Origin of the sequence: Streptomyces sp. A5-4, from assembly GCF_051131715.1 — a bacterium.
GTDB lineage: Bacteria > Actinomycetota > Actinomycetes > Streptomycetales > Streptomycetaceae > Streptomyces.
On record NZ_CP178591.1, the window covers coordinates 5,976,561 to 5,998,271 of the forward strand.

Annotated in this window: 24 protein-coding genes and 1 pseudogene; 11 read left to right on the top strand and 14 right to left on the bottom strand. The window is 69.9% G+C overall.

All coding sequences use genetic code 11. The features are described 5' to 3' along the window. Window positions 1–229 precede the first annotated feature (229 nt). A complete protein-coding gene (locus ACLLJJ_RS28120) occupies window positions 230–1,090 on the top strand; it encodes a nucleotidyltransferase domain-containing protein (protein WP_434596547.1) in 861 nt (286 codons plus the stop codon). A 107-nt stretch (window positions 1,091–1,197) separates the two neighbouring features. On the opposite strand, the gene ACLLJJ_RS28125 is transcribed toward ACLLJJ_RS28120, so the two are convergent. From ACLLJJ_RS28125 to ACLLJJ_RS28165, 9 genes and pseudogenes are all read right to left on the bottom strand, one after another. Further along, window positions 1,198–1,740, bottom strand: a complete 543-nt coding sequence (locus tag ACLLJJ_RS28125; RefSeq protein WP_324290103.1) for a hypothetical protein — start codon at window positions 1,738–1,740, stop codon at window positions 1,198–1,200. A gap of 238 nt (window positions 1,741–1,978) precedes the next feature. Beyond that, window positions 1,979–2,428 carry a hypothetical protein gene (locus tag ACLLJJ_RS28130; RefSeq protein ID WP_422464768.1) on the bottom strand — a complete coding sequence of 150 codons (450 nt, stop codon included), beginning with the start codon at window positions 2,426–2,428 and terminating at the stop codon, window positions 1,979–1,981. Between the two features lie 80 nt (window positions 2,429–2,508). Next, window positions 2,509–4,245 carry a relaxase/mobilization nuclease domain-containing protein gene (locus ACLLJJ_RS28135; RefSeq protein ID WP_267838909.1) on the bottom strand — a complete coding sequence of 579 codons (1,737 nt, stop codon included), beginning with the start codon at window positions 4,243–4,245 and terminating at the stop codon, window positions 2,509–2,511. Beyond that, complete coding sequence (locus ACLLJJ_RS28140; RefSeq protein WP_434596551.1) at window positions 4,245–4,772, bottom strand: plasmid mobilization protein; 528 nt, start codon at window positions 4,770–4,772, stop codon at window positions 4,245–4,247. Before ACLLJJ_RS28140 ends, ACLLJJ_RS28135 begins: the two co-directional genes overlap by 1 nt. Window positions 4,773–5,054: 282 nt before the next feature. Beyond that, window positions 5,055–5,246 (bottom strand): hypothetical protein, encoded by a 192-nt coding sequence (locus ACLLJJ_RS28145; protein ID WP_267838907.1) that lies wholly within the window; start codon window positions 5,244–5,246, stop codon window positions 5,055–5,057. Between the two features lie 1,028 nt (window positions 5,247–6,274). Then, window positions 6,275–6,736, bottom strand: a pseudogene (locus ACLLJJ_RS28150) (DUF2637 domain-containing protein); the annotation flags it as partial. Continuing rightward, window positions 6,733–7,449: a WhiB family transcriptional regulator gene (locus ACLLJJ_RS28155; RefSeq protein ID WP_269285796.1), complete on the bottom strand. Its 717-nt coding sequence runs from the start codon at window positions 7,447–7,449 to the stop codon at window positions 6,733–6,735. The pseudogene ACLLJJ_RS28150 and the gene ACLLJJ_RS28155, both read right to left, overlap by 4 nt. Window positions 7,450–7,601: 152 nt before the next feature. After that, window positions 7,602–8,360 (bottom strand): ATP-binding protein, encoded by a 759-nt coding sequence (locus ACLLJJ_RS28160; protein ID WP_267838906.1) that lies wholly within the window; start codon window positions 8,358–8,360, stop codon window positions 7,602–7,604. Next, on the bottom strand, window positions 8,357–9,439 hold the full coding sequence (locus ACLLJJ_RS28165) for a hypothetical protein (protein WP_267838905.1): 1,083 nt from the start codon (window positions 9,437–9,439) through the stop codon (window positions 8,357–8,359). The genes ACLLJJ_RS28160 and ACLLJJ_RS28165 overlap by 4 nt, the downstream gene beginning before the upstream one ends. A gap of 566 nt (window positions 9,440–10,005) precedes the next feature. Here ACLLJJ_RS28165 and ACLLJJ_RS28170 point away from each other — a divergent pair. Continuing rightward, a complete protein-coding gene (locus ACLLJJ_RS28170) occupies window positions 10,006–10,860 on the top strand; it encodes a helix-turn-helix domain-containing protein (protein WP_267838904.1) in 855 nt (284 codons plus the stop codon). A gap of 37 nt (window positions 10,861–10,897) precedes the next feature. Here the strand turns inward: ACLLJJ_RS28170 and ACLLJJ_RS28175 are convergent, their stop codons facing one another. The 3 genes from ACLLJJ_RS28175 to ACLLJJ_RS28185 are packed head-to-tail and all read right to left on the bottom strand — an operon-like array spanning window position 10,898 to window position 13,700. After that, the gene (locus tag ACLLJJ_RS28175) at window positions 10,898–12,073 is read right to left on the bottom strand and encodes an amidohydrolase family protein (RefSeq protein ID WP_267838903.1); all 1,176 of its coding nucleotides are present in this window, start codon (window positions 12,071–12,073) and stop codon (window positions 10,898–10,900) included. A gap of 26 nt (window positions 12,074–12,099) precedes the next feature. Then, complete coding sequence (locus ACLLJJ_RS28180; RefSeq protein WP_434596557.1) at window positions 12,100–13,209, bottom strand: MAB_1171c family putative transporter; 1,110 nt, start codon at window positions 13,207–13,209, stop codon at window positions 12,100–12,102. Further along, window positions 13,209–13,700, bottom strand: coding sequence for a hypothetical protein (locus ACLLJJ_RS28185; protein ID WP_434596560.1), 492 nt, complete (start codon window positions 13,698–13,700; stop codon window positions 13,209–13,211). Before ACLLJJ_RS28185 ends, ACLLJJ_RS28180 begins: the two co-directional genes overlap by 1 nt. A 767-nt stretch (window positions 13,701–14,467) precedes the next feature. Between ACLLJJ_RS28185 and ACLLJJ_RS28190 the strand changes: the two genes are divergently transcribed. Beyond that, window positions 14,468–14,887, top strand: coding sequence for a TIGR03618 family F420-dependent PPOX class oxidoreductase (locus tag ACLLJJ_RS28190; protein ID WP_267838900.1), 420 nt, complete (start codon window positions 14,468–14,470; stop codon window positions 14,885–14,887). Between the two features lie 608 nt (window positions 14,888–15,495). Here ACLLJJ_RS28190 and ACLLJJ_RS28195 read toward each other — a convergent pair. Further along, a complete protein-coding gene (locus ACLLJJ_RS28195) occupies window positions 15,496–15,684 on the bottom strand; it encodes a DUF397 domain-containing protein (RefSeq protein ID WP_267838899.1) in 189 nt (62 codons plus the stop codon). A gap of 5 nt (window positions 15,685–15,689) precedes the next feature. Further along, window positions 15,690–16,556 (bottom strand): helix-turn-helix domain-containing protein, encoded by an 867-nt coding sequence (locus tag ACLLJJ_RS28200; protein WP_267838898.1) that lies wholly within the window; start codon window positions 16,554–16,556, stop codon window positions 15,690–15,692. 319 nt (window positions 16,557–16,875) lie between these two features. Here ACLLJJ_RS28200 and ACLLJJ_RS28205 point away from each other — a divergent pair, with 319 nt between their 5' ends. The 8 genes from ACLLJJ_RS28205 to ACLLJJ_RS28240 all read left to right on the top strand — a co-directional run bounded on the left by ACLLJJ_RS28205 (window position 16,876) and on the right by ACLLJJ_RS28240 (window position 21,674). Next, window positions 16,876–17,361, top strand: coding sequence for a hypothetical protein (locus ACLLJJ_RS28205; protein ID WP_267838897.1), 486 nt, complete (start codon window positions 16,876–16,878; stop codon window positions 17,359–17,361). Continuing rightward, window positions 17,358–17,504, top strand: coding sequence for a hypothetical protein (locus ACLLJJ_RS28210; RefSeq protein WP_267838896.1), 147 nt, complete (start codon window positions 17,358–17,360; stop codon window positions 17,502–17,504). The genes ACLLJJ_RS28205 and ACLLJJ_RS28210 overlap by 4 nt, the downstream gene beginning before the upstream one ends. Before the next feature lie 219 nt (window positions 17,505–17,723). After that, window positions 17,724–18,212, top strand: coding sequence for an ATP-binding protein (locus ACLLJJ_RS28215; RefSeq protein ID WP_267838895.1), 489 nt, complete (start codon window positions 17,724–17,726; stop codon window positions 18,210–18,212). After that, a complete protein-coding gene (locus tag ACLLJJ_RS28220; RefSeq protein ID WP_267838894.1) occupies window positions 18,205–18,363 on the top strand; it encodes a hypothetical protein in 159 nt (52 codons plus the stop codon). The genes ACLLJJ_RS28215 and ACLLJJ_RS28220 overlap by 8 nt, the downstream gene beginning before the upstream one ends. A 56-nt stretch (window positions 18,364–18,419) precedes the next feature. Next, the gene (locus ACLLJJ_RS28225; protein ID WP_267838893.1) at window positions 18,420–18,560 is read left to right on the top strand and encodes a hypothetical protein; all 141 of its coding nucleotides are present in this window, start codon (window positions 18,420–18,422) and stop codon (window positions 18,558–18,560) included. Between the two features lie 118 nt (window positions 18,561–18,678). After that, entirely contained in the window at window positions 18,679–19,893 is a 1,215-nt protein-coding gene (locus tag ACLLJJ_RS28230; protein ID WP_434596564.1) for a radical SAM/SPASM domain-containing protein, read from the top strand. A gap of 9 nt (window positions 19,894–19,902) precedes the next feature. After that, window positions 19,903–20,874 carry a hypothetical protein gene (locus ACLLJJ_RS28235; RefSeq protein ID WP_267838891.1) on the top strand — a complete coding sequence of 324 codons (972 nt, stop codon included), beginning with the start codon at window positions 19,903–19,905 and terminating at the stop codon, window positions 20,872–20,874. Next, the gene (locus ACLLJJ_RS28240; protein WP_434596567.1) at window positions 20,871–21,674 is read left to right on the top strand and encodes a creatininase family protein; all 804 of its coding nucleotides are present in this window, start codon (window positions 20,871–20,873) and stop codon (window positions 21,672–21,674) included. Before ACLLJJ_RS28235 ends, ACLLJJ_RS28240 begins: the two co-directional genes overlap by 4 nt. The last annotated feature ends 37 nt before the right edge of the window (window positions 21,675–21,711 follow it).

The following is a 21,711-nucleotide window of genomic DNA, read 5'->3' on the forward strand; positions in this document are numbered from 1 at the left end:
CAGCCCGTCAGGCCCGGTTCCCACTCCACCAGGAGATGGGAACCGGGCCTGTCGCGTAACCCCGTGCGCTGCCCCTCCCTGCTCTGGCTGTCCACGGCCTTCGTGGTGTCCGGCAGGCCAGGGCGATGTGGGCCTGTGGCCCTGGTGTTCACCCGTCTGAGGGATCTCGTACGTTCCTCCCGTACCCGTAGAGTCGAGCAGAGGCCGGTACGGGGACGGGAGCTTCGGAATGAAACGCGAGCGAGCCACCGAGCTGCTCCGGGAGATGCTCGACCGGCTCGATGCCGGCGAGCGCCCGTTGGACCTCGTGGACGAGGTGTACGTCTTCGGCTCATACGCCCGGGGTGCGCTCGACCCGGGAGACCTGGATGTGGCGGTGGTACACCGCACCGACAGGGAGTTCGCGGCAGAGCTCGTCGGCGCCATGATGTCCGGGCGGGACCCCATGGCCGGGATGAAGCGGGCCCTCAAGGGCAACAAGCGCGGAATCCAGTTCCAGTTCAACCAGAACAGCGACCTGCCGGCGGGGGCAGAGCCGGTGCTGCTGTGGAAGCGCGGTGATGCCCTCTCCGACGCCCAGGCGCGTCTGGCGGCCATCGAGCCCGACCCGGATGCGGGCCGCGCTCCCCGCGACGAGATGATCGAGCAGTTCGAAGGGCTGGACCGCTGGATCCCCCTCCCGGTGCGAGCCCAGTTGGTGGAGATGGTGACCGCGGGAGCGATCGACATCCACCGGGTCGAACTGCCTGACGCCCAGCCCACCCGCCCCGACGCCATCGCCCTGCTGGCCCGGCGGTGGAAGGCCGACAGCCCGCTGCGCCGCGCCGCCGGCGCCGCCCTTCGCTACACCGAGGACCTGGCGGCGGTCACCGAAGCCGTGTGGGTACAGGGCGATCCGCTCCAGCGCGGGCAGAGCTTCGACCTGCCTGGCACGGTGTGGATCAACCTCGGCTGGTACGACTTCAGCCAGCTTCTCTTCCGGCTGCACCGGGGTGCGCAGACCTTCGAGGTCATCCGCCCCACACGTACCCAGCCGCTGCACGCTCTCCACATCACTGTCCGGGACGCCGCGGCGCTGCCGCAGCTGTAAACCGGCGCGGCCGGGCCCGTGTTCTTGAGCGACTGGGTTGGCGGCCCACGACATGCAGGTCGGCCCCGCCGGTCCTGGAGGAGCGGCGGGGCCAGGCAGCGGTGCGGTCAGCTGGCGGGGTGGGCCTTGGCGAGGGCCTTCTCCACGTGGGAGTCGACCAGGGCCGGTGATCCGGAGACGATCAGCAGGATGGCTCCGGTGCGGATGGCGGTCTGCTTGACGATGCTGTCCTGCCCACCGGCGGTGAAGGTGAGGAGCTGGCTCCAGGACTGGTCGCCCAGAGCGGGGGCGGCGAGTTTCTGCGTGGTGATCTTGATGGGCTTGCTGCCGACTACCACCTGGTAGACGGGGCAGCCGGTCATCGCGTCGAAGATCCGCTTCGTACCGTCGGTCAGCTTCTGCGCGTTATCGCTGTAGAGCTCCTCGGAGATCTCGGAGCCGGTGCTCCCGCTGTAGAGGAACGTGGCCTTCGCCTTGTTCGGGAAGTCCAGGCTCCCGCCGGTGGCGGCGTCACCGCCGAGCTGTTCCAGCGCGGGGCAGCCGATTACCGTCACGTCGTCGTGACGGGCGGTGTTCTCGGGCTTGCGGGTGTAGTCCTGGCCGAGATCGGCCTCGGCGAGGAGCCGTCCGGCGAGCACGGAAGAGGACAAGGGAGCGCTGGACGCCGAGGCACCGGAATTGGTCTGCCCCGACGGCTTCCCGAGGGGGGAGGCGGAGCCTGCGGGGGTGCTGCCGGAGCACCCGGATATAGCGAGGGAGACGGCAACGGTCAAGCCGGTGGCGATGGTGCGCATACGCATGTGAACCCCTGGTGTGGTCGTCGTACGGGTCTGACGGCCGGACCCCCATGGGGCTCTCCTCCGGCGTTACGGGTGGCAGGGGTCGGAATCAGTGGCCGAGGAAGCGCAGGCATTCCTCGTACGTGGCGTGCTGTTCGCTGATGGGCCCGCTGTTGCGGTTGTACCAGGCCGCGTCCAGCCGGGGCTCGACCTGCTCGTGGCCGGCAGGGCACCGCAGCCACACTCCGTCGGGAGTGCTGGCGACGATCCACTTCCGGTACGCGCCGCACTCGGAGCAGGCGCGGACCTCGCCGTCGAGGACGAGCGGAAAGTCGTGGGCCATCAGCATCCCGGCCAGCTCCTCGCGCGTCGGCAGGCGCAGGTCGGGCGGCAGGAAGTCGTCCACGACCGGCACGACCGGCACGACCGGCACGACTGGCACGGCCGCCGGCTCCCGGTGGGCCGGTCCCAGCGCCGGCTCGACGTGCCCCGCACTCCACGCCTCCCACCGCTGCTGGGCTTCGAGCCGTTCTCGTTGTTCGCGATTGCGTCCGAACATGAGGTCCCCCCTCGTCCTTGTCCTGCCGGGCACCATAGATCGTGCACCATGCCCCTGTCGTCGTTCCACTCTAAAATCTCTCAATGTCCACGGGCCCGGTTACGACTGTCCTGGCGGGTGTCTGCGGGGCCGTTCGTGTGCGAAAGCGACGGCTGGCCGGTGGAACTGTGGTGGAGCGGCATCGCGGACGCGTCGGCGGGGAGCCCGGCCAGACGGCGCAGCCGCCACACCAGGACGTCACTGACGGAGGACGCGGTGTCCAACTCCCTTCGCCCAGTGGCCCGCACGAGGAGTCCGGCCGGATCGTGGCCGGCCGCTTCGGCGTCGGCGAGGGTGGAGGCGAGCGCCGGCCACCCGGCCTCGGCCAGCACCTGCTCGGCGAGCTCCGGCACCGCCTCGCGCAGGACGGCGGCATGCCGCCGCTGCAGCGCGGGGGGCAGGAGACGGCCCCGCTGGTGCAGTACGGCCATGGGATGTCCGGCTGCTGCCTGGTAGGCGGCGCGCAGGTGTTCGGCGGCCTGGAGGGCAGCAGCGGCCTGCTGGGTGTGCTCCTTCTTTCCGTGCCAGGCCGCCGCGGCGGTGACGAGGAAGAACGCCATGTCGATCAGCATCGCGGTGCTCGCCCCGTCCTCCCCGCGGCCGAGCGCCGGTCCGCCGTGGACGAGGTCGCGGGCGGCCTGGCGCAGGGCGCGGTCGTGCCCGCGGACGGCCCGGACGTGAGAACGGGAAGCCCGCTCGAACGCCACTGCCGCGTCACCGAGTTGCTTGCGGGTGTGGGCAGCGGAGGTCTTGGCGAGCGCGTCGAGGACCTCGCCGGCCGCCGCGATGGACGCGGAGATCACGCCGTCGTCGCCGTCGTCGAACACCAGCACCGCCTGCCACGCGGCGGTCGTCGCGGCCCGCCGTGCGGAAGCGGGCCCGGGCACCGAGCGCAGCGGAGCATCCGCGGTGACGCCCTCGCCGTCCTGGCCGGGGGACACCGTGGCCGTCCAGCGCTCGCGGATCCGGGGCAGGGACAGGTCCGGAGCGAGCCGCGCACCGGGGTAGAACACCGGCTCACCGTCCTTGTTGCGGTCGTCGGGCAGCGCGACCTTGTACCCGAGGAGATCGCCGGACGGTGCGACCCTCTTGTGGACGAGCAGGCCGGCGGAGGCCAGGCGGTCGAAGAACTCTCCCTCGCTCTGGGTGCCGGAGACCGCACGGCGCACGGTCTCGCGCAGTTCTTCCCGGGCGGTGCGCTCGCGGCCCTGGCGTTCGGCCTTGTGGCGTTCGGCGCTGGTGGGGCGCTGGGCGGCGGTGCCGTCACCGGTGTTCAGGCGCCGCAAGCCGTAGTCGATCTCGATCTGGCGTGCCTCGGTCTGGGCGCGTTTGCCGTCCTGGCGCAGTCGGGCCTGGCGCCCGTCCTCGCGGACGGTGGTGGCGATGATGTGGATGTGGTCGTCCGCGTGCCGTACGGCGGCCCAGCGGCAGCCGGCAGTATCGCCGGCCGGGGCGATTCCGGTGGCGGCGACCATACGGCGCGCGATGTCTGCCCACTGCTCGTCGCTGAGGATGGGGTCCTCCGGGGCGGCGCGTACGGACAGATGCCATACGTGTTTGGCGGGTCGGGCGCCCTTCGGTAGGGCCTCGACTGGCTGATCAAGGAGGCGCTGCAGGTCTCCGTAGGTGGTGTCGGGGTCGCGGCCGGGGTCGGGGGCCAGATCGTCCCAGGCTGCGACGAGGTGCGGGTCGATGTGTTCCTCAGCCCTGCCGGGGCCGTAGAGGTAATAGAGCAGGCCGATGGTGCGCGTGCCCATGTCGTGGACGTCGGGGACCATCAGGCTCGGGTTCCAGAGTCGAGGTGGCGCTGGGTGAAGGAGTCGATCCGGCGTGCTGAGCGCTGGACCGCTTCGAGCACCGACTGGACGTAGGGGACCTCGGCACCGGAGTTGAGGGCCTTGGCCACCTGGTTGATGTTGTTGCCGATCTGGCCGAGGTGACGGCGCAGCGCGAACAGCTCGGCGAGCATCTCGCGCTCACCGGCTACCTCGGCGGCAGTGCGATCAAGGTCGCGGGCGGCGCGGAGTGCGGCGTGGGCAAGGAAATTTGCGACGCTCATGTGGCACACAGTGGCGGCGCGGGTGAGGAGTAGGTACTCGTCTTCGTTCATACGGCAACTGGGCTGTCGCATGCGCTTGTTCTTGTCGCGCAGGCGCTCACGCTGCTGTGCGTGCGGCTTCGGCGGCGCGGCGTGCGCACACGTCGGGGCGTGGCAGGCGTGGTGATTCTCCTCCTCGGGACGCGGTCCGCCCTCGGCCGCTTCCCCACGGTCCAGCGCCCCCCGGTGCTGGTCCGCTCCTGCCACCCCAGGGGCGGGAGACGCAAGAGCATTGCTCCCAACGGGAGCAATGCTCTTGCACCAGCTTGCTCGCCGCCAGACCGAGTTGTCGTCCGGCTGATCTGGGGCGGTGGTTGCGCTGTTCGGGGGGTTCGTCATCGGGTCCGGGTCCTCGTGATGCTGGTGCGGTCGGGAGTGTGGCGGGGGCGTTCGGGAGCCTGCTGCCCGGAACGGCAGGGGGCCCGGCAAGGAGCCCGGGCCGCCCTGTGGAGCGCCTCAGGTGGCGATCCGTCTGCCGTTACGGGTGGGTCATCCGCATTCGGGGCAGTGCGCGTAGTGCCGTGTGAGGGCTTCGGCCATGCGCTGCTTGGTGCCGAGCGCGGTTCGGGCGCTGGTCTTCGCCGGAGCGGTGCCCGGGTGGCGGGTGGCGTGGTTGCCGAGGTAGCGGATGTCCCGCTCGAAGTCGGCGCGGATGCGGGTGAAGCGGGGGCAGGTCCTCATCGGGGGCTCCTCGTCTTGGTGTGGTCATCGCGCAGTCGGGCGAGGACTGGCGTGAGGCGGTCGTTGCGGATGGGGATCTGCTGGGCCCGCATGATCGCGCGCAGCTGCACTCGGGTGACCGACTCGTTGCCGTCCCGTTCAAGTGCGCTCCGCACGTGGGGACGCAGCCGGTCGACGATCTCGTCCTCGGTGAAGCGGGGACCAGGCCGCGGTCCCCGTCCGGTGCGGGACCGCTCCGGAATACGGTTCCCCGTCCCCCGCTTCGGTTTGGGGACCGGTCCCCGGCGCGGGTTCGCCGGCGGGTCCTCGGGGTCGGTGCTGCCCCGGTCCCCGTCACGGTCCCCGGCGTTGTCCTGGTCCCTGTCCGGTGCGGGGTGGGGACGGGGACCGTCCGTCTCGGTCCCGGGGACCGTCCCCTGACGGTCCCCGGTCCCAGGGACCGAGGAGGTGCGGTCGTGTCGGGGACGGTCCCCGCTGACGCCGTTGTTCCGCACCATTGCGGGCGCATGCCCCGCCCGGTCCCCGCTGGTGGCCTTGATGTGGGGGACCGAGTTGGGGACCGTGCGGGACTCGTTGCCGGTCCCCGAAGGAGTGGCGGTCCCCGGACGGTCCCCGTGCTGGGGACCGTCGGTCCCCTTGGGACGGTCCCCGTGTTCGGGACCGTCGGTCCCCTCGGGACGGTCCCCGGGCGGGTTGGGGACCGTGTGGGGACCGGGAATCGGCGCGGGGACCGTGTTGGGACGGTCCCCGTTGTGGCGGTCCCCGGTCCCCAGGGCGGGGACGGTCCCCGATGTCGTCGGTATGTCGGTGCCGGTGGGGACCGGCGGGTCGGGGACCGGTTGGGGACCGTATGTCCGCTCGGGAACCGTGCTCGCCCGGTCCCCGAGCGGACCTGCTCCCGCATGGTGGTCCCCGCAGGCGGGGACCACGGTCCCGTTGCCGTCCCCTGACTGCGCGGAGGGCCGGTCCCCACTGGTTGTCCGGACGGCCATCTCGCCCACGGGGACGCCTTCCGTGGAGAGCGGAGCTGGGCCGGCGGGCGCGGCGACGTGCTGGTGAATCTGACGCATCAGCACCCCGAAGGCCAACAGGGCAGCGGTGGGAGGGACGGCGGCGACCACGTAGTCCAGCACGGGGACCGGGTCGGTGCCGGCCCCTCCGACGCCGGCGACGTTGAGCGCAATCGAGCCGACCGATCCGATGGCGGTGAGGGCCACAGCCCACCAGTCGGTGACCTTGCGCAGCCCCGCCCGCAGCATCAGCAGTTCGCCGATGACGATGAAGGCATCCAAGGTGCCCGGCCAGGCCCACTGCCGCGCGGGCGACTTGGCCAGGCCGTGCTGCCCGGCGACCTCGGCCAGGTGCGCGTAGGACAGCCAGAACGCGGCGGCGGTGAGCGCCGCGATGACGGCTCCGGCGGCGGCGAGCGTGAACCGCTCGGCGGACGCAGTGCTCCCCGTGGCCCTGGGGCCCGTTCCCGGGGTGCTCATACCGCCTCCCGGAGATTGTTGATCAGGGCCTGGGTCTGCACGTGACGAGCCACCGGCCTCGACTTCCGCGCCACGACCTTGCCTCGCCTGTCCTTACGGGGAATGCTGCGGTCGCGTTCGGGTCCGTCACCGTCCTGAGCCTGGCCGGAGAGCGGCGGCTGCTGCCCGTCGAGGGCAGCCTGCCGGGCGGTCTCGACCGGATTGGGATCCGAGGCGAGGTTGTGGTTGTCGCGGTTCTCGATGGCGCGGGCCTCCACCCGGAGCAGGTCACGGGCCCACTCGACACCGATTTGGAGGGTGTGGGCCAGGCGGGTCGGGCTCCAGCCCTGGGCGCTTGCGTAGCGGGTGAGGGTCCTGCGCTCCAGTCGGCTCAGCTGGACGTCCCGGCCCTCGATCACCGCCTTCACCCGGCTGTAGTCCAGCCGGTTCTCGACCTGGTCGTGCCAGGTCAGGCGCTCGGACTCGGTCAGGCCGCCCCAGACGCCCTCCTTGACCTCGTTGTCCAGCGCGTAGTTGAAGCATTCGCGGCGGACCGGGCACCAGCTGCAGATCTCCTTCGCCTCCGCGATGGCGTAGTCATCGTTGGGCGTGTGGAAGTACAGCTCGTCCGCGGTGGACGGGTCGACCCCGTTGCAGGCGGCCCGGGCGTGCCAGCTGATATCGGCGACGCCGTGGAGGCCGGTGGGAGGGACGTTGGCGGTGATGTAGCGCATGGGGATGTTTCTCCGGGTACGCCTCATGGGCCGGCGGGGCGGGCAGCGCGGCACACCGGCGGTAAGGCGGTGTGGGTGCGTCCCGGCGGCGAGGCAGGGCAGGGGGAGCGGCGACGGGGCCGCCCCGAAGGGGAGAGGGAAGGGAGGGCCGGTCAGTCGCGCAGGAAGCGGCGGTCCGGGCCGTCGAACTCGACCCCGGTGCACATCCCGGACAGCCGGGAGAGGATCCGGTCGCCCACCTTGTCGCGCAGCACCGGCTGGCGCGAGTCCATGCCTTCGGTGCGCACCGGTGCCAGGTTGGTGGTGACCAGCGTCGGGAGGTGGTGCTCACCGCGCCAGGCCAGCAGCCGGAAGGTGATCTCCTCGTTCCACTCGCTGGACTTGCCGGCGCCGAGGTCGTCCAGGAGCAGCAGCGGCACCCGGGCGATATCGCGCAGCAGCCACTCGACGTCCACGCCGCTGCGCTGGCGCATCTGCCCGAAGAGGTCGACGGCCTTGATGGCGTGCCAGCGGACCGCGCACCCGGCGGCGGTGAGCGAGCGGATCGCCCCGTACGCCTGGCGGGTCTTGCCCGCTCCGGTGTTGCCCCACAGCAGGAGCGAGGGCCCGCGGGCGATCACCCGGCGCCCGCCGCTGCCCCATTGGGGGTTGTGGTCATCGGTGTGCGGCGCGGTCGCCGCCTCGGCGATGGTCCGCACCCAGGCCATGACCGCCGGATGGTCGGCGAACGCGTCCCGGTAGTCGTACGGGATGCGCCGCTGGGCTGCCTCCAGGGCCGGGATTGGCTCCGGAGTGTCCGCCAGGACCGGGGCGGCCGGGTTGATGCCGCGGGCGGCGAGGCGGGCGGCGAGGCGGGCCTGCAGGCGGTCGGAGACGGCGGGCTGCGGGTCGGCGAGACGGGCGCGGGTCACAGGCTTCCTCCGAACGTGGTGGGCGCGGGCGCCGGGTTGAAGTAGGGCGTGTAGGCAGATCCAGTGCTGGCCCATGGCCCCGCGCCGGAGGCGGAGGACGGCGGACCGCCTGCGTGCTGCGGTGAGGCGTTGACGACCTGGTTCACCAGGCTGGGCAGGACGCTCGGATGCAGGCCCTTGTCCCGCAGCAGATCCATGGCGGCGCGGATGTCGCTGGGCGCGAAGTCCTCGTCGAGGAGCATCTTGATCTTCCGGCCCAGCAGCCCACGCGTGTCGCTCGGAGGCTTCTGCCTGCAGCCCTTCACGTACTCGGCCACCAGGTCCTTGGCGGACACCTTCTCCGAGACGCTGCCAGACGCTGGCGCCTCGCGCCCCGTAGGTACTGATCCAGGATCCAAGATCCTAGATCCAGACGACGAGCCCTCGCGCATTTGTGTCGAGCCCTCATCGAATGCCTTCTGACCTGCGGTTTCTCCAGGCAGGTCGGAAAGTGGTTCCTGGAGGGCCTTCGGAGAGGATCGCGGGGCCGTACCGAAGCCGACGGGTGCGGGGTCCGGCTTCGGCGCCGGCGCGGAATCGGGCGAAACCGGCTGATCGAGTACTCGACGAGTATTCGTCGAATCCTTCGAGGCGCTACCGGCAAGCCTGGCTGCGGTGGTCGGCGCCGACGCCTTGGCGGGGGCGGGGGAGGCGGGGCAGGCCGCGCTACCGCACTCGCTGCACATGCGCTGAGCCTGGTGTACGGGGCACCGCGGCATGCGCGACGCGGAGGGCCGGTCGATCTTCTGGTGCTTCTCCCACTTCACGACGTGCAAGTAGTCCTTGTCGTCGCACCCGGTGTAGCGGCAGATGATGCCGACGGCGGCCAGTTGGTCGAGGTCCCTGGCCACATGGGCAGGAGTGTGCTCGATACGCAGCGGCCACACGAGTCCGGCGATGATCGCGGGGTGGGCGAGGAACCGTCCGCTGTCATCGGCCTGCGTGAGCAGTCCCTGGAAGGTCACCATCGCGGTGACGTCGCACGCAGCGAGGTCCTCCGACCAGAACATCTCGGGCTTGATCGTGCGGATGCGGGCCATCAGGCGACACCCCCCTGATCGCGGGTTGCGGGGTCGGCCGTATGCTCCGGTCTTTTGCGCGGGGCGGTCGCCATGCGACACTCTCCTCTGGTGTGACCCGCCGTACCGGTGTGCCCGTGAGAAGGTCCGGTTCGGCGATGTTGGGTGGCTGTCCGCTCATTCGTGGGCGGTCGTGCTGCCAGAAGCGTCCGGCGTCTGAGAGTTCCCGCTCTCGGGCGCCGTCGCTGTTTCCTGGCTCAGCCAGTCCGTAAGGTCCATCCGCTGCGCATCCAGTCCCCCCTCCGAGGCCTCCGCCGGGCCTGGTGACCGGCGGGCGACGACGAACATACGTAGAACCTGCTGGAATACCTAGACTTCGCTCTAGAACTCCTCACAGGTCACGACATGCATCCTGACCTGTGCCGATCCCTCGGGTGACAAGACAGTCACGAGGGCTAGGCGACCTGGTCGGCGGCCGGTACCGTTCGTCGAGTCGAAGTTATCTGCGTTCGGCGAACCGCACAAGTGGCTAAAACTAGGTTTCCTGAATACAGTGAACCTGGGACGGGGCGGAAGGGAGGAGGGGCATGCCGGCACGTATCTTCGATGGACAGCGTGTACGCGCGCTCCGTCGCTCCGCCGAGCTGACGCAGGAGGCCGTGGCTACCGCCGTGGGAGTCCACGCGACCAGCGTGACCGCGTGGGAGAAGGGCAGCAGTCACCCGGATCCGGAGCGGCTTCCCGCTCTCGCCCGTGCGCTGGGGCAGCCCCTCGATGGCATGTTCCCGCGTGATGGTTTGCCCACTCTGGCAGACCTACGGGCCGATGCCGGGTTCTTCCAGAACGAGGTCCCGGGGCTCCTGGGCACCAAGTCTGCCGGGCCGGTGGCGAACGCGGAGCGGGCCAAGCGGCGGCTCTCGGGCGTCTACGTCGAGCCGCTGGCCAAGGCGTACGGCGTGAGCGTCGAGCAGCTGATGGCAGCACAGGAACGGTCCTTCGGAGTAGAGGTTCCCGAGCCCCACCCCGAGGTGCCCACGAGCCTCGCCGACAAGATGCGGTATCTCCTGGAGAACCCGGACGACGACAGCGTGCCACCCTCGGATGCGGAGATCGCCCGTGCGGTGAACGCCTACGTCGGCGCCCAGGTGATCTCTGCGGCCGGTGTCGCGGACCTGCGGAACGGCGAGGTGACCGAGGCGTCCCCACCGGTACTGGAGGGGTTGTCGGCTGCCTTGGGCGTCAGCGCCCTCTTCTTCCGGAGCCGCGACGTGGTCAAGAGGCAGGTCGCCGAGGGGCTGACTCTGCTCGCGAACGTGCAGGCCGGCAAGATCCGCGGACTGAAGGGCCGGCAGATGGGACCCGAGGGGCTGCCCACCGAGGTCATGGCCCTGATCAACAACATCGTCGCGGAAATCGAAGAGCGGGGCCTGCCCAGCGCCTGACGGCGCCGGGCGAAGCCCCGCTTGGTCGTTCCGGTGTCTACGCGGCCTGGTGCTGGCGGCCGTTGGTGAAGACGGCGCGTACCGCGCTCAGGGCGGACAGGTCTTCGAGCGGGTTGCCGTCGACCAGGAGCAGGTCGGCGCTGTAGCCGGGGGCGATGCGGCCGGTCTGGTCGCCTACGCCGAGGGCTGATGCCGCTTCGATGGTGGCCATGGCCAGGATCCGGTCTCGGGAGATCCCCAGGTGCTCGTAGAAGCCGAGGGCGCCGACGATCCCGTCGAACCCGGCGCGCTGGACACCGGCGTCGGTGCCGGCGATCAGGCGGGCTCCGGACTCGGCCATCCGCTGCACGAGTGCGAACATGGCGGCGGCCTTCTCCTCGCCGAAGAAGCGGGGGAGCATCCGCCAGTGCGGGCTGACGGCCGGGCAGACGTAGATGCCCTTCTCGACGATCTGCGCCAGGACGTCCTCGCGGAGATCGAAGCCGTCCTCGGTCATCCACGTGCAGTGCTCGATGGTGTCGACCCCGGCGGCCACGGCGTCGGTGATGGCGTCGGTGCCGTGCGCGTGCGCGGCCACCTTCAGGCCGGCCCGGTGAGCCTCCTCGACGACGACGGTGAGCTCCTCCGCGCCGAACTGGCTCTTCCAGCTGGGTGCTCCGCCCTTGGTGAGCCCGCCGCCGCCGGCCATGACCTTGACGACCTTGGCGCCGTCGGCCGTGTTGCGGCGTACGAGGGCGCGGGCCTCGTCGGCATTGGAGACCTCGCCCCCGAGGAACCAGCAGTGTCCGCCCGGCGGAGTGACGGGGGCCCCGGCTCCGATGATGCGCGGGCCCGTCGCGGAGCCGGCGGCGATTTCCTGGGCGAGGCGCAGCGCGAGGCCGCCTCGGTCGCCGAGGTCGCGGGCGGTGGTGACGCCGGTGGCCAGCAGCTGGTCGGCACGCTTGCGCATCCCCTCCAGCAGGTCCTCGTCGCTGGCTTCCTGCATGGTGGCCACGGGGTCGGCGCCAGCGTCGAAGACAAGGTGGACGTGGGCGTCGATCAGGCCGGGCAGCAGGGTGGAGTCCGGGAAGTCCTGGCGGGGTTCGCCGCTGCCTGCCTGGGCTTCGATGTCGGCGCGCGGGCCGACGGCCGTGATGATGCCGTCCCGTACGAGTACGGCGCCGTCGGTTACGTCGGCGTCTCCGGTGAGGATGCGGCCAGCTGTGATCAGCATCAGGGTTCTCTTTCCGTGAAGGGTGGTCAGGCGGCGCGGAGGGCGTCGGAGAGGGCAATCAGGTGGGCGGCGTCAGCGCCCGCGGTGTCGATCTTGGGTACGGCCAGGGGAATGACCGGCTGGGCCTCCTCGGGCGCGTGCACGTCTGCGGCGGCTGCTGAACGGAGTCGGTTGGCCAGGATGGCCGTGTCCATGGACAGCAGTTCCTCCGTGGTCAGGTCGCCCATGAGCGGGCTGATGCGGACCAGCCCGTCCCGACACTCGACCACGCGGCGGTGGTAGAGACGGTGCACGCCACGCACACCCCATGCTTCGAGCACCGTCGGCCGAGAAGCGAGAACGGTCTCGGGGAACCGGTCGGACAGCAGACCCCAGAGGGGCTCGAGGCGGCGGTATCCGCGGCGGTGCTGCCGCCACACCCGCAGAGCCGACAGGCGGCTGCGGGCGCCGGAGTAGGAGACGCCGACGACGAAGAGGAGGATGGAGAGGACCAGCAGCATCGCGACGGAGGCCATCAGGCCCTTCGGAACGGTGCCGCCCTGCCAACGCGTGGCCACGAAGACTGCCCGGACCGCACAGGCAGCGGCCATGGCCAGCAGCCCGACCGCCGTGATCCAGAGACCGGTGGAGTGCGGGCGCGGCGAAAGCCGGGCGTAGCGGACCGTCCAGATGCCAGCGGCACCCAGGGTGTAGGTCAGATACAGGCCGGCGACGCCGTAGAACGCGGCGAGCTGCGTGATCGTCATGTCCGCCGACGAGAAGGATCCGGCGAACACCTCGTGCGGCACCGTCGTGGCCGAGACGACGAGAACGGCTGCGATGCCGAGCACGAGGATGGCCTCGCGACGTGCTCGCCGCCTACTCGTTGCCCGGTCGGCAGATGAATAGAGGTAGAAGCACATCAGGAAGTACACCGTGCCGAGCAACAGGATGTTCTGTATGAGCTTGGCCGCGCCGTGGCCGGCAACCGTGTCCACGCCGCTGGCGCCGCCCGGCATGGCTACCGGATAGGACAGGGCCGCACACACGAGGCACAGGGTGACGGAGCGCAGGGCGCCGTCCCTGGGCGCCTTCGTGAGCTGGTAGACCTTCCACGCTACGGCGGCAGCCAGGATGAGGAGGAACAGGATCGTCATCACAGCCACCCCTGCCGGTCGCCCAGGGCCAGATTCACGCTGCGCACGGCCGGATCGGTGGCCGGCGGAGGGCCGACCTGCTCCAGGACGGACGCCCACTCCATGATGATCGTGGCGGCCTTCTCCACCTGACACTCCTCCTTGTCGAGGTACGAGCATCGCTGCCCGCCCTCCGTTCCAACTCCCGACGCGAGGTCTTCCCAGCGGTGGCCCTGCGGCCCGTCGGCCTTCAGGTGGCATAGCTCGTGCAGGATGATGTGGTCCTGGTGGAGCTGGGTCGTGCGCTCCTGGACGACGATGACGTCGGCGTCCGGGAGGTCGAGCCAGAGTCCCACCGGTCCCGGCATGGGTAGCGGCGCGCGTCGAATCAGAATGGGCCGACCGCGCTGGGCCGCCAACGCGAGCCGAAGCTCGTCGATGCGCAGCGGCGGCTGGACGCCCAGCTCTTGGAGCTCCAGGCGTATACGCCTACGTAGCTGCCGGTCCGCCACTCGGTCCGCCCGCCCTGCAGGGGTGAAGGCTCCCGGTCGGCGGAGAGGCCAGGGACGTACCCGGCGCTCGGTGTTGCTGTGGGGACGCGTGTCCCCGGTTCGCCACCACATAGGTCCCTCGTCAGCCTGTGTCCCTCCGCCACGCCCCGTGGGAGGCGACGAAGACACTGGCGCCATCGTTCGTATGTTCGATATCCGAGGCGGATGCCACAACAGTGGGGATGCGGCTCGGCTTTGCTCCTATTGCTTGACGGGCGGGGTTCGCGGTCGGTCTAACTGCGCCCCTGCACCGTGCGAGCGCTCTTCGCCCGGCGACTCCGCAGGGCTAACGCTCGGGGCTCTGCAGGGGACGCATCCCCCGCATGGCCTAGCGGGCGGAAGGGTTGTGAAGGCTGGCCCTGCTGAACCAACGATTCCGCCTGCTTGATCGAACCGTACGTCATCCCTGGGACGGATTGATCACCAGTCTCGGACGCGGCAATAGGGCGTGAAAAGCAATTCAAGATCGAAATCTTCTATTCGATCAACACCCGTCGCGGCATGCATTGCCATGGATACCATCTGACCTGCCGTTATGCGGTGGCATAGTTGACAGGTTCGCGGAAAGTACTCGCGGGTAGATCTGTTATCAATCTGAAATGAGGCGCGCTGAGTGCTAGTTGTCGGAGTGGTGCGTTTCGGGCATATCGGAATCATCTCTTGGTGATCTTGATTTGCGTGACATAGGTCGCATCCAAGTAAATGAAGAAGTGAATTAACCTGGCGCCATGGCTACCGCGATCACCGAAACTGAAGCCTTCGTGGGCTTCTGGTCCGAATACCACTTGGCGACGCTGACCACGTTGCGTCCCGATGGAACTCCGCATGTGGTGCCTGTTGGCGTGACCTACGACCATGAGGCGGGCGTCGCGCGTGTCATCACGCGAAAAGGCAGCGTGAAAATTGCCAACATCCTTGCCGCTCTCCCGGGCGAGGCGCGAGTCGCGGTATCGCAGGTGGCGGGCCCAAGGTGGCTGACCATCGAAGGTGTTGCAGAAGTTCGAACCGCGGGCGATGAAGTCTCGAACGCTGTCGACCGATATGCGGATCGGTACGGTCGCCGCCCCGCCCCAGACCCTGAGCGCGTGCTGGTCGAGATAACCCCTGTGCGTGCCATGGGTATGTTGGAGATTCCAACCCGTTCGTGAAGTTGCCCGGACTGTCGCCTGAGGTGAAGGCGACATGCTCACATCCCCTAGCGGGGATTTTGCGGACTCTCCCGTCGCGCGACGGGACTTCAGGCTCTGTGGTGGGGTGCGACTGTGAGAGTGATCTGCGGAACTTCTAGTTTCTAGGGCTACTTGGCCGAGCAATCGGCTCTATCGCTGATGCGGTCCACGAAACCGCGAGCGGTCGATTGCACCGGATACGGAGCACGATTCCTGGCCGCCCCTCAAGTGCATCCCTGGAGACGGATGTTCTGGCTGCCTGGCGCGTGGAGGAGAGGCCGGGGCCCGTGTGTAGCAGTGCATGGCGGGGACCAGTCGGGGGATGATCCCGTGCGGTCGAGCTGCGGGCCTGCGGGGCGCCGGTGCGGGCCGAGACTGCTGGATGTCGGTGCCGTGGGGCAGGCTGGTCGTCTGGCGTGTCCTCCCCGATGCCTGCGGGGAGGGCACGGCCAGATACCAGCAGCTGTTGGTGTGCGCGGCGGGGGCCGGCGGCACGGCCGGTGGGAACGAGGGGGCATCGAGTCCGCCTCTCCGTTGTCCAACATCGGTCTGCACTCGTCCGGTACGGCCCTCCGCGGACCTTGTGGTCAGAGCGTGCCGGTGAACGCCGCCCAGGCCTTCGTGGAGAAGCCGAGAACGTCGTGCTGGGGCTCGCCCACGCGCTTGGAGTCGCGGATGTGGACCGCGCCGGGCTGCGGGTGGGCTTCCACGCAGTTGCCGTTGGGGTCTCCGCTGTACGAGGACTTGAACCAGCCGTCGTTGGGGGTGGTGCTCATGTTGATCAGACCTCTCGTGAGAGTTGTTCGAGGAACTTGACTGTGTCGTAGCGGGGCAGTGCGCCCTGGGTCAGGACTTCGAAGCGCCGTTTGAACTGCTTGGTCTGTCGCTCCTTCGAGGAGACCCGCGTGGTGCCGTCGACCGTTGCGCTGGCGACCGCGGGCTCCAGACGCTGCGCGGGGTCGAAGCTGAAGATCCCGAAGTCGCCCCCGACGGCCCGATAGGTGGGGGCCCGTCTCGGGATGATCAGGATGATCACGTTGGGCAGGTCGGTGAGCTCGATGAGGCCCTGGAGTTGCCGGCGCATTAGTGCGGAGCTGCCGACCATGTTGGTGAGCGCGGCCTCGTCCATGATGCAGGTGAGCTTCATCCCTTCTTCCGTGATCCGCTTCTGCCGTTTGATGCGGACGTCGACGGCTTGTTCGATGAACTCGTCCGTCGTGTCGTTGGCCGCCTTCGCGGACAGGATCAGCTCGTGTGCGTACTCCTGGGTCTGGAACAGGCCGTTGATGACGCCGTGGCACCACCACTCCGCGGCGCTCGCCCCTGACTCCATGGCGAGGTAGAGGTTCATGCCGGAGGGGAGGTGGGCGACGCTGGTGGTCCACCAGTCATCGCCTTTGGCCTGGCGGTGCCAGGCCATGAGCATTGCCTGGTCCGCCTTGTTCAGCTTGTAGGCGCCCAGGAGCGCGGCGAGCTGCTCTACGCGCCGGAAGCCGCTGGTTCCACTCTCGACATTGTGCACGGTCGACGTCGCGCAGCCGGCGTCTTTCGCGGCCTGCGCGAGCGTCAGTCCGGCTTGGTCCCGTAGGCGTGTGAGTTCCTGTCCCAGCACGATCCGGAGGAACGTCTTGCCAACGTTCGCTGCCACCTGGTCACCCCCCGTTCGGTTCGCCGCCGCATCGTGCCGGTTCGTCTCCGGGGCGCCGGGTGCGCTGTGAACGCTCTCGGTTTCCCTCGAACACTCCGCGGTTCGCGGCGAGTTGGCGGCGGTTCGGGTCTGTCATATACCACTTCGCATTCAAGGCGCAATCGTTCGTGGATCCGGATTGAAATTCAACTTGGATGAGGAGCAACGTAGATGTCGGCTGCTCCGCGGCGGCCCCCCTGGGTGTGGGGCCGGGATGTGAGTCCTTGACTCCGCCGTCTCCCGGCCCCACACCGCCCCCGACCGAACGGAGAGGGCATCGATGGAAACGATCAGCAGGTCCCGGCCCACGCGCCGCACAGAGCGCGAACGGCCCCAGGAGCAGCCGGCAGCCGAGGACCTGGTGCGGCAGCGTGAGCAGGTCCTCGGGGAGCTCCGTGAGGACTTCAACGCGGAGGCGACGGCCCGGGTGCGGCTCGGGGAGGTCTCACGGCGCCTGGTGGCGTACGCGCTCGTCGCCCCGGGGGAGTCCCCGGTGGTGGCGCTGGCGTCCGCGCGCCGGTACGCCGAGCGGGAAGGCCACCAGATGGTGCGGGAGGTCGCCGACGCGACGGGCCCGCTGGACCCGTGCCGGCGGCCGGGCTACCTGGAAGCGCGCCGCTTGGTGATGGGGGGATACGCGGAAGGCCTGGTCGTGCGGGCGATGTGTGACATCAGCGCCGAGCCCGACGAGTACGAGCGGGAGATCCGCGACCTGGGCGAGAGGTGCGCGCTGGTACTGCTGGCCCGGCCGGAGACGCAGGCGTGAAGTTACGGGCCCGGGCGGCCAAGGCGGCCGTCTGGATGGACGGGCAGGGGTGGGGGTGGAGGCAGTGGGTGTTTCAGGCGCTGATGGTCACGGTCACGGTGGCGGGCGTGGTGCCGGTGGTGGCCGCGTCGGCGGGCCGGTGAGCCCGCCGCAGCGGGACCCGGGCGCCAGACCGGGCGTGTACGGGACGGAGCCGCCGTCGGCGGACGGGCTGGACATGTTCCGGCCCTCGCTCCCGCCGCAGGTGACGGCACTGCGCCGGACGCCGGCGGGCTTCTTCCAGCTTCCCGGCCGGGGGGCATGATATGGCCCAGCAGCAGACGGCCCGCCAGATGCGGCCGAGGATCATTCAGGGAGTTCGGTTGCACGCAGCCGAAGTCCTGACGGGCCTGCCGCCCGTATCGCCGCAGGCGTCCTGCGGCTTCTACCTGGTGCGCCGGGACGCCGGGTTCACCTTGTACATGAGCGCGAGTCAGGAGCATCTGTTCGAGATGCGGCAGGAGGTGTTCAAGACGGTGGTCGGGGCGGGGATAGGCGAGGAGGTTGCCGAGTCGGCCCAGTTGGTGGCGTCCGAGCTGACCGGGAACGCGGTGCGGGCCTGCGGGGCCCACGTGCCCGTGGTGGTCGAGGTGGACGCCGGGGTCAGCGGCGTGTCGGTCAAAGTGCACGATCCCGAGCCGGACCGGCTGCCCCGTCGCCGCCTGGTCGCGCTCGACGACGCGGATGCCGAAGACGGGCGGGGGCTGGGCCTGGTGGACCTCCTCGCTCCCGGCTGGTGGGTGTGTACGACGCCGGTCGGCAAGCAGATCGTCTGCCGCCTGCCCTGCGGCGAAGGAGAAGAGCGTGCCTGACACCCCCGCGCAGCAGCTGCCCTTCCGGGTCGAGTACGACGAGAGGGCCCGCGAGCTGGTGGTGTGGATGACCTACGGCAGCGGGCCCAAGCAGACCGCCCGGCGCAAGACGATCGCCTCCCTGGAGGCCCTGGCCATCGCGGTCGCCTGAACCGCCACGAGGCGTTCCTGCAGAGCCGTCTGGCGAGTGCGCTCGCCCAGGCTGCTGTGACGCACCTGGGTGCGGACCCCACCCGGCTGGAGACCGCGGTGCGGGCGCTGTCCGATCCCACGAGCAACGTGCCGCTCGGCACGCTGCTGCACGGCTCACCGCCCGGCCCGGCGGGCCGGCCGACGGCGTCCGGCTGACCCCCGCGGTCACGAGCTCCTGCCCGCCCGGGAGGACCCCTCTGTCTCCTGGGCGGGCACCACACCCGAGCCCTGAACATGCCCGCCCATCCCGCGCCACCGATCGAAGGAGGCCCTGATGCTCCGCTCCGCGAGCACCTCGGCGACGGACCTGCTCCAGACCTCGCCCTACCTCACCCGCGTTACCCCGGGCGCTGATCCGCCGGTCGTCTACCTGACTGACACCTTCGGTCCCGCCTACCCCCAGGGCGAGCCGCCGTCGGCCGGCGCGGCGTTCGGGATCGTCGGTCTGGACCGGCAGATCGTCTGGCAGACCGACACCCAGGTCCTCGAACTGCTCCGAGCCTGCGCGGGTGAGCCCCGGGCCGTGGACGAACTCGCGGCACACTTCGGGGCCGGCAGGGTCGCCGCGGCGGTGGCGCAGGACTGGCTGCAGGCACCGGAGGAGTTATGCCGGGCCTACCGGCTGGTGTCCGGGGAGATCGAGGTCACCGCTCACTGCAACTGGGGCTGCCCGTTCTGCCCCGTGGCCACCGATCCGAAGCCGCGCCGGACCATGCCGATGGACCTGTTCGAGGAGATCATCGGCAAGCTGAAAGCCGTCGGGACGATCGACTACGTCACGTTCCAGTTCTTCAACGAGCCAACGTTGGACAGGCACTTCACCGATCGCGTGAAGGTGCTGGCCGAGCACGACATGCAGCTAGCCCTCTACAGCAACGCCTCGGCACTGACCCAGGACAAGATCGCCGCGCTGCAGCGGTACGGCGTCCTGCGGCACCTGATCGTCAACATGCCCAGCACAGACCCGGCCGAGTTCGCCCGGCTCACCGGGTCACGCAGTTACCCGCACACGGTGCGCAACCTCAAGGCGGCCATCGACGCCGAGCTGCGCGTCCAGATCGTCGTCAACGGCACCGGCGAGGACCTGGCCCGCAACCTGAACGGCATCACCCGCCGCTACCAGCCGCTGGGCGTCGAAGTCTTCCCCAGCCTGACCTGCGACCGGGCCGGCGACGTGGGCGGTGCGTACGCGCAGGACGTGCGGATCGAAGGACGGCTGACCGGCTGCGGCTGGCCCGTCCAGCACGCCAATATCAGCGTCGCCGGGGACCTGTTCCTGTGCTGCAACGACTACTACCAGCGCGAGGTGTTCGGCAGCATCCGCGACGGCTCCATCGACGAGCTCATGACCAGCGACGCCGCGGTGAGCCTGCGCCGGCGCGTGTTCGGCGTGACCGATGCGCCGGAGGACTTCGTGTGCCGGCGCTGCCACAACCAGACGCTCGACTTCCCCGGCCGGGACTTTAGGCCGATCGCGACCTTCGGATAGGGAGGGATCATGCTGCAGGATCCGCTCAAGATCTGGTACGTCGCCGGGCAGCGGCTGTGCAACCTGAAGTGCCCGTACTGCGTGTCCACCGGGGAGTGGGCCAAGAGCAACCGGTACGACTGGAAGAACCCCGCCGACCGGAACACCTTCGCCGCCGTCGTGGACTGGATCGCCTCCACGCCCCGCCCGGTCGAGGTGCGCCTGGGCAGCCTGGGCGAGCCCTTTGCCTCGCCGTTCTTCCTCCAGAAGGCCGGCTGGCTCACCCAGCAGCCCGGCGTGCGGTACGTGGAGCTGCTGTCCAACGGCTCCCTGCTCAAGCAGCGGCTGCCACGGATGGCGCCCCAGACGAACCTGGGCAAGCTGTCGTTGTGGCTGACCTGGCACGAGGGCCAGCTCCCGTTGGAGAAGTTCATCGAGGGCGCTGTGCTCGCACAGGAGGAGTACGGCTGCTTCGTCGTCGTCAACGCGCTGCTGTTCGACAGCCACGACACCACCGGCATCCAGCGCGCCCGCGCTGCTGCCGCGGCGGCCGGCCTGCGCTTCAACGTCGACCTCGGCTACGACCCCACCGCCCCGTCGGAGTCCTTCGACCACACCGGCGACCCGGCCCGCGCGGTGCCGGCCATGCGCGACGGGGACGTGCTGAGCACAGTGACCGAGTGCGGCGGAGACGCCGCGCTCACCCAGGCCGCCCTGACCGCGCTGTCCGCGCCCCTGGGGCGGGCCTGCCGGGCCGGGCACGACTACCTGTTCATCGACATCCACGGCCAGGTCTACCGGTGCTCGCGCTACGCGGCCCTCGAGCGCGCCCTGCTCGGCAGCATCCTCGACACCGGCTTCGAAGTGCCGCTGCGGCCCGAGCCCTGGGCGCCGTGCGAGGCGGCAAGCGGCTGCTGCAACAAGGAGGACTTCCTCAACCTGCAACTCGCCGCGCCCCTGCGCCCCCGGGACGTGCCCAGCCTCGGCTGGACGAACGCGTGACCGCCCACCCGACACCACCCACGGAGGCTTTGATGCTGCTGGGCGACATGACCTGGCCCGACTTCCAGCGCCGAGCGCACACCGACTACGCCATCGTGCCCATCGGCGCGGTGGAGCCGCACGGCCCGCACCTGCCGCTCGCCTCGGACACGATGATCAGCGAGCACTTCGCCGCCCGTCTCGCCCACGACATCGGCGGCTTCATCACCCCGTCCATCGGCTACGGGATCGCGACCGAGCCCTACCGCCTCGGCGGCACCTTCCCTGGCGTCATAAGCGTGTCCGGCACCACGTTCATGAACCTCGTCGGTGACGTCCTCACCTCGCTCGCCGACCACGGCGTACGCAGATTCGTCGTCGTCAACTCCGCCATCGACAACACCGGCTTCCTGTGCGAGGCGGCCCGCATGCTCACCGAGCGTGTTCCGGACGCCCGCGTCGTGATCGTGGCCTGGTGGGACGTCGTCGGCGAGCAGTTCCGCGATGACCTCGCCACCGAGACCGGCGTCGCCCGCCGGGACGACCACCACGCGGCCATGGTCGAGTCCAGCCTGGTCATGCACATCGCCCCCGGCGCCGTCCAGCCCGACAAACTCGCTGGCGAGACCGGGGCCGCCAGCCAGCCGCGCCGGATGCGCTACCACGTCTACCCGCTGCCGCCGGAGGCCACGACCGAGACGGGCATCGTCTACACCGCCGAGCAGGCCAGCGCCCACCTGGGCGAGCGGGTCGCCGACCAAGTTGCCCGCCAACTCGAGGACGCGATCCGCCTGGAGTTCAACGACCCCCGCGGCCAGTAGCACCGCCTCCCACACCACCAGCAGCACCGTGCCCGAC

Excerpts from the sequence above, each read along its gene's own strand:
- ACLLJJ_RS28230 (WP_434596564.1), top strand. The coding sequence starts at position 18,679 with ATGCTCCGCTCCGCGAGCACCTCGGCGACGGACCTGCTCCAGACCTCG.
- ACLLJJ_RS28130 (WP_422464768.1), bottom strand. The coding sequence starts at position 2,428 with ATGTTCGGACGCAATCGCGAACAACGAGAACGGCTCGAAGCCCAGCAG.
- ACLLJJ_RS28235 (WP_267838891.1), top strand. The coding sequence starts at position 19,903 with ATGCTGCAGGATCCGCTCAAGATCTGGTACGTCGCCGGGCAGCGGCTG.
- ACLLJJ_RS28155 (WP_269285796.1), bottom strand. The coding sequence starts at position 7,449 with ATGCGCTACATCACCGCCAACGTCCCTCCCACCGGCCTCCACGGCGTC.
- ACLLJJ_RS28145 (WP_267838907.1), bottom strand. The coding sequence starts at position 5,246 with ATGAGGACCTGCCCCCGCTTCACCCGCATCCGCGCCGACTTCGAGCGG.
- ACLLJJ_RS28205 (WP_267838897.1), top strand. The coding sequence starts at position 16,876 with ATGGAAACGATCAGCAGGTCCCGGCCCACGCGCCGCACAGAGCGCGAA.
- ACLLJJ_RS28195 (WP_267838899.1), bottom strand. The coding sequence starts at position 15,684 with ATGAGCACCACCCCCAACGACGGCTGGTTCAAGTCCTCGTACAGCGGA.
- ACLLJJ_RS28175 (WP_267838903.1), bottom strand. The coding sequence starts at position 12,073 with ATGCTGATCACAGCTGGCCGCATCCTCACCGGAGACGCCGACGTAACC.
- ACLLJJ_RS28180 (WP_434596557.1), bottom strand. The coding sequence starts at position 13,209 with ATGACGATCCTGTTCCTCCTCATCCTGGCTGCCGCCGTAGCGTGGAAG.
- ACLLJJ_RS28190 (WP_267838900.1), top strand. The coding sequence starts at position 14,468 with ATGGCTACCGCGATCACCGAAACTGAAGCCTTCGTGGGCTTCTGGTCC.
- ACLLJJ_RS28165 (WP_267838905.1), bottom strand. The coding sequence starts at position 9,439 with ATGGCCCGCATCCGCACGATCAAGCCCGAGATGTTCTGGTCGGAGGAC.
- ACLLJJ_RS28170 (WP_267838904.1), top strand. The coding sequence starts at position 10,006 with ATGCCGGCACGTATCTTCGATGGACAGCGTGTACGCGCGCTCCGTCGC.
- ACLLJJ_RS28135 (WP_267838909.1), bottom strand. The coding sequence starts at position 4,245 with ATGGTCCCCGACGTCCACGACATGGGCACGCGCACCATCGGCCTGCTC.
- ACLLJJ_RS28120 (WP_434596547.1), top strand. The coding sequence starts at position 230 with ATGAAACGCGAGCGAGCCACCGAGCTGCTCCGGGAGATGCTCGACCGG.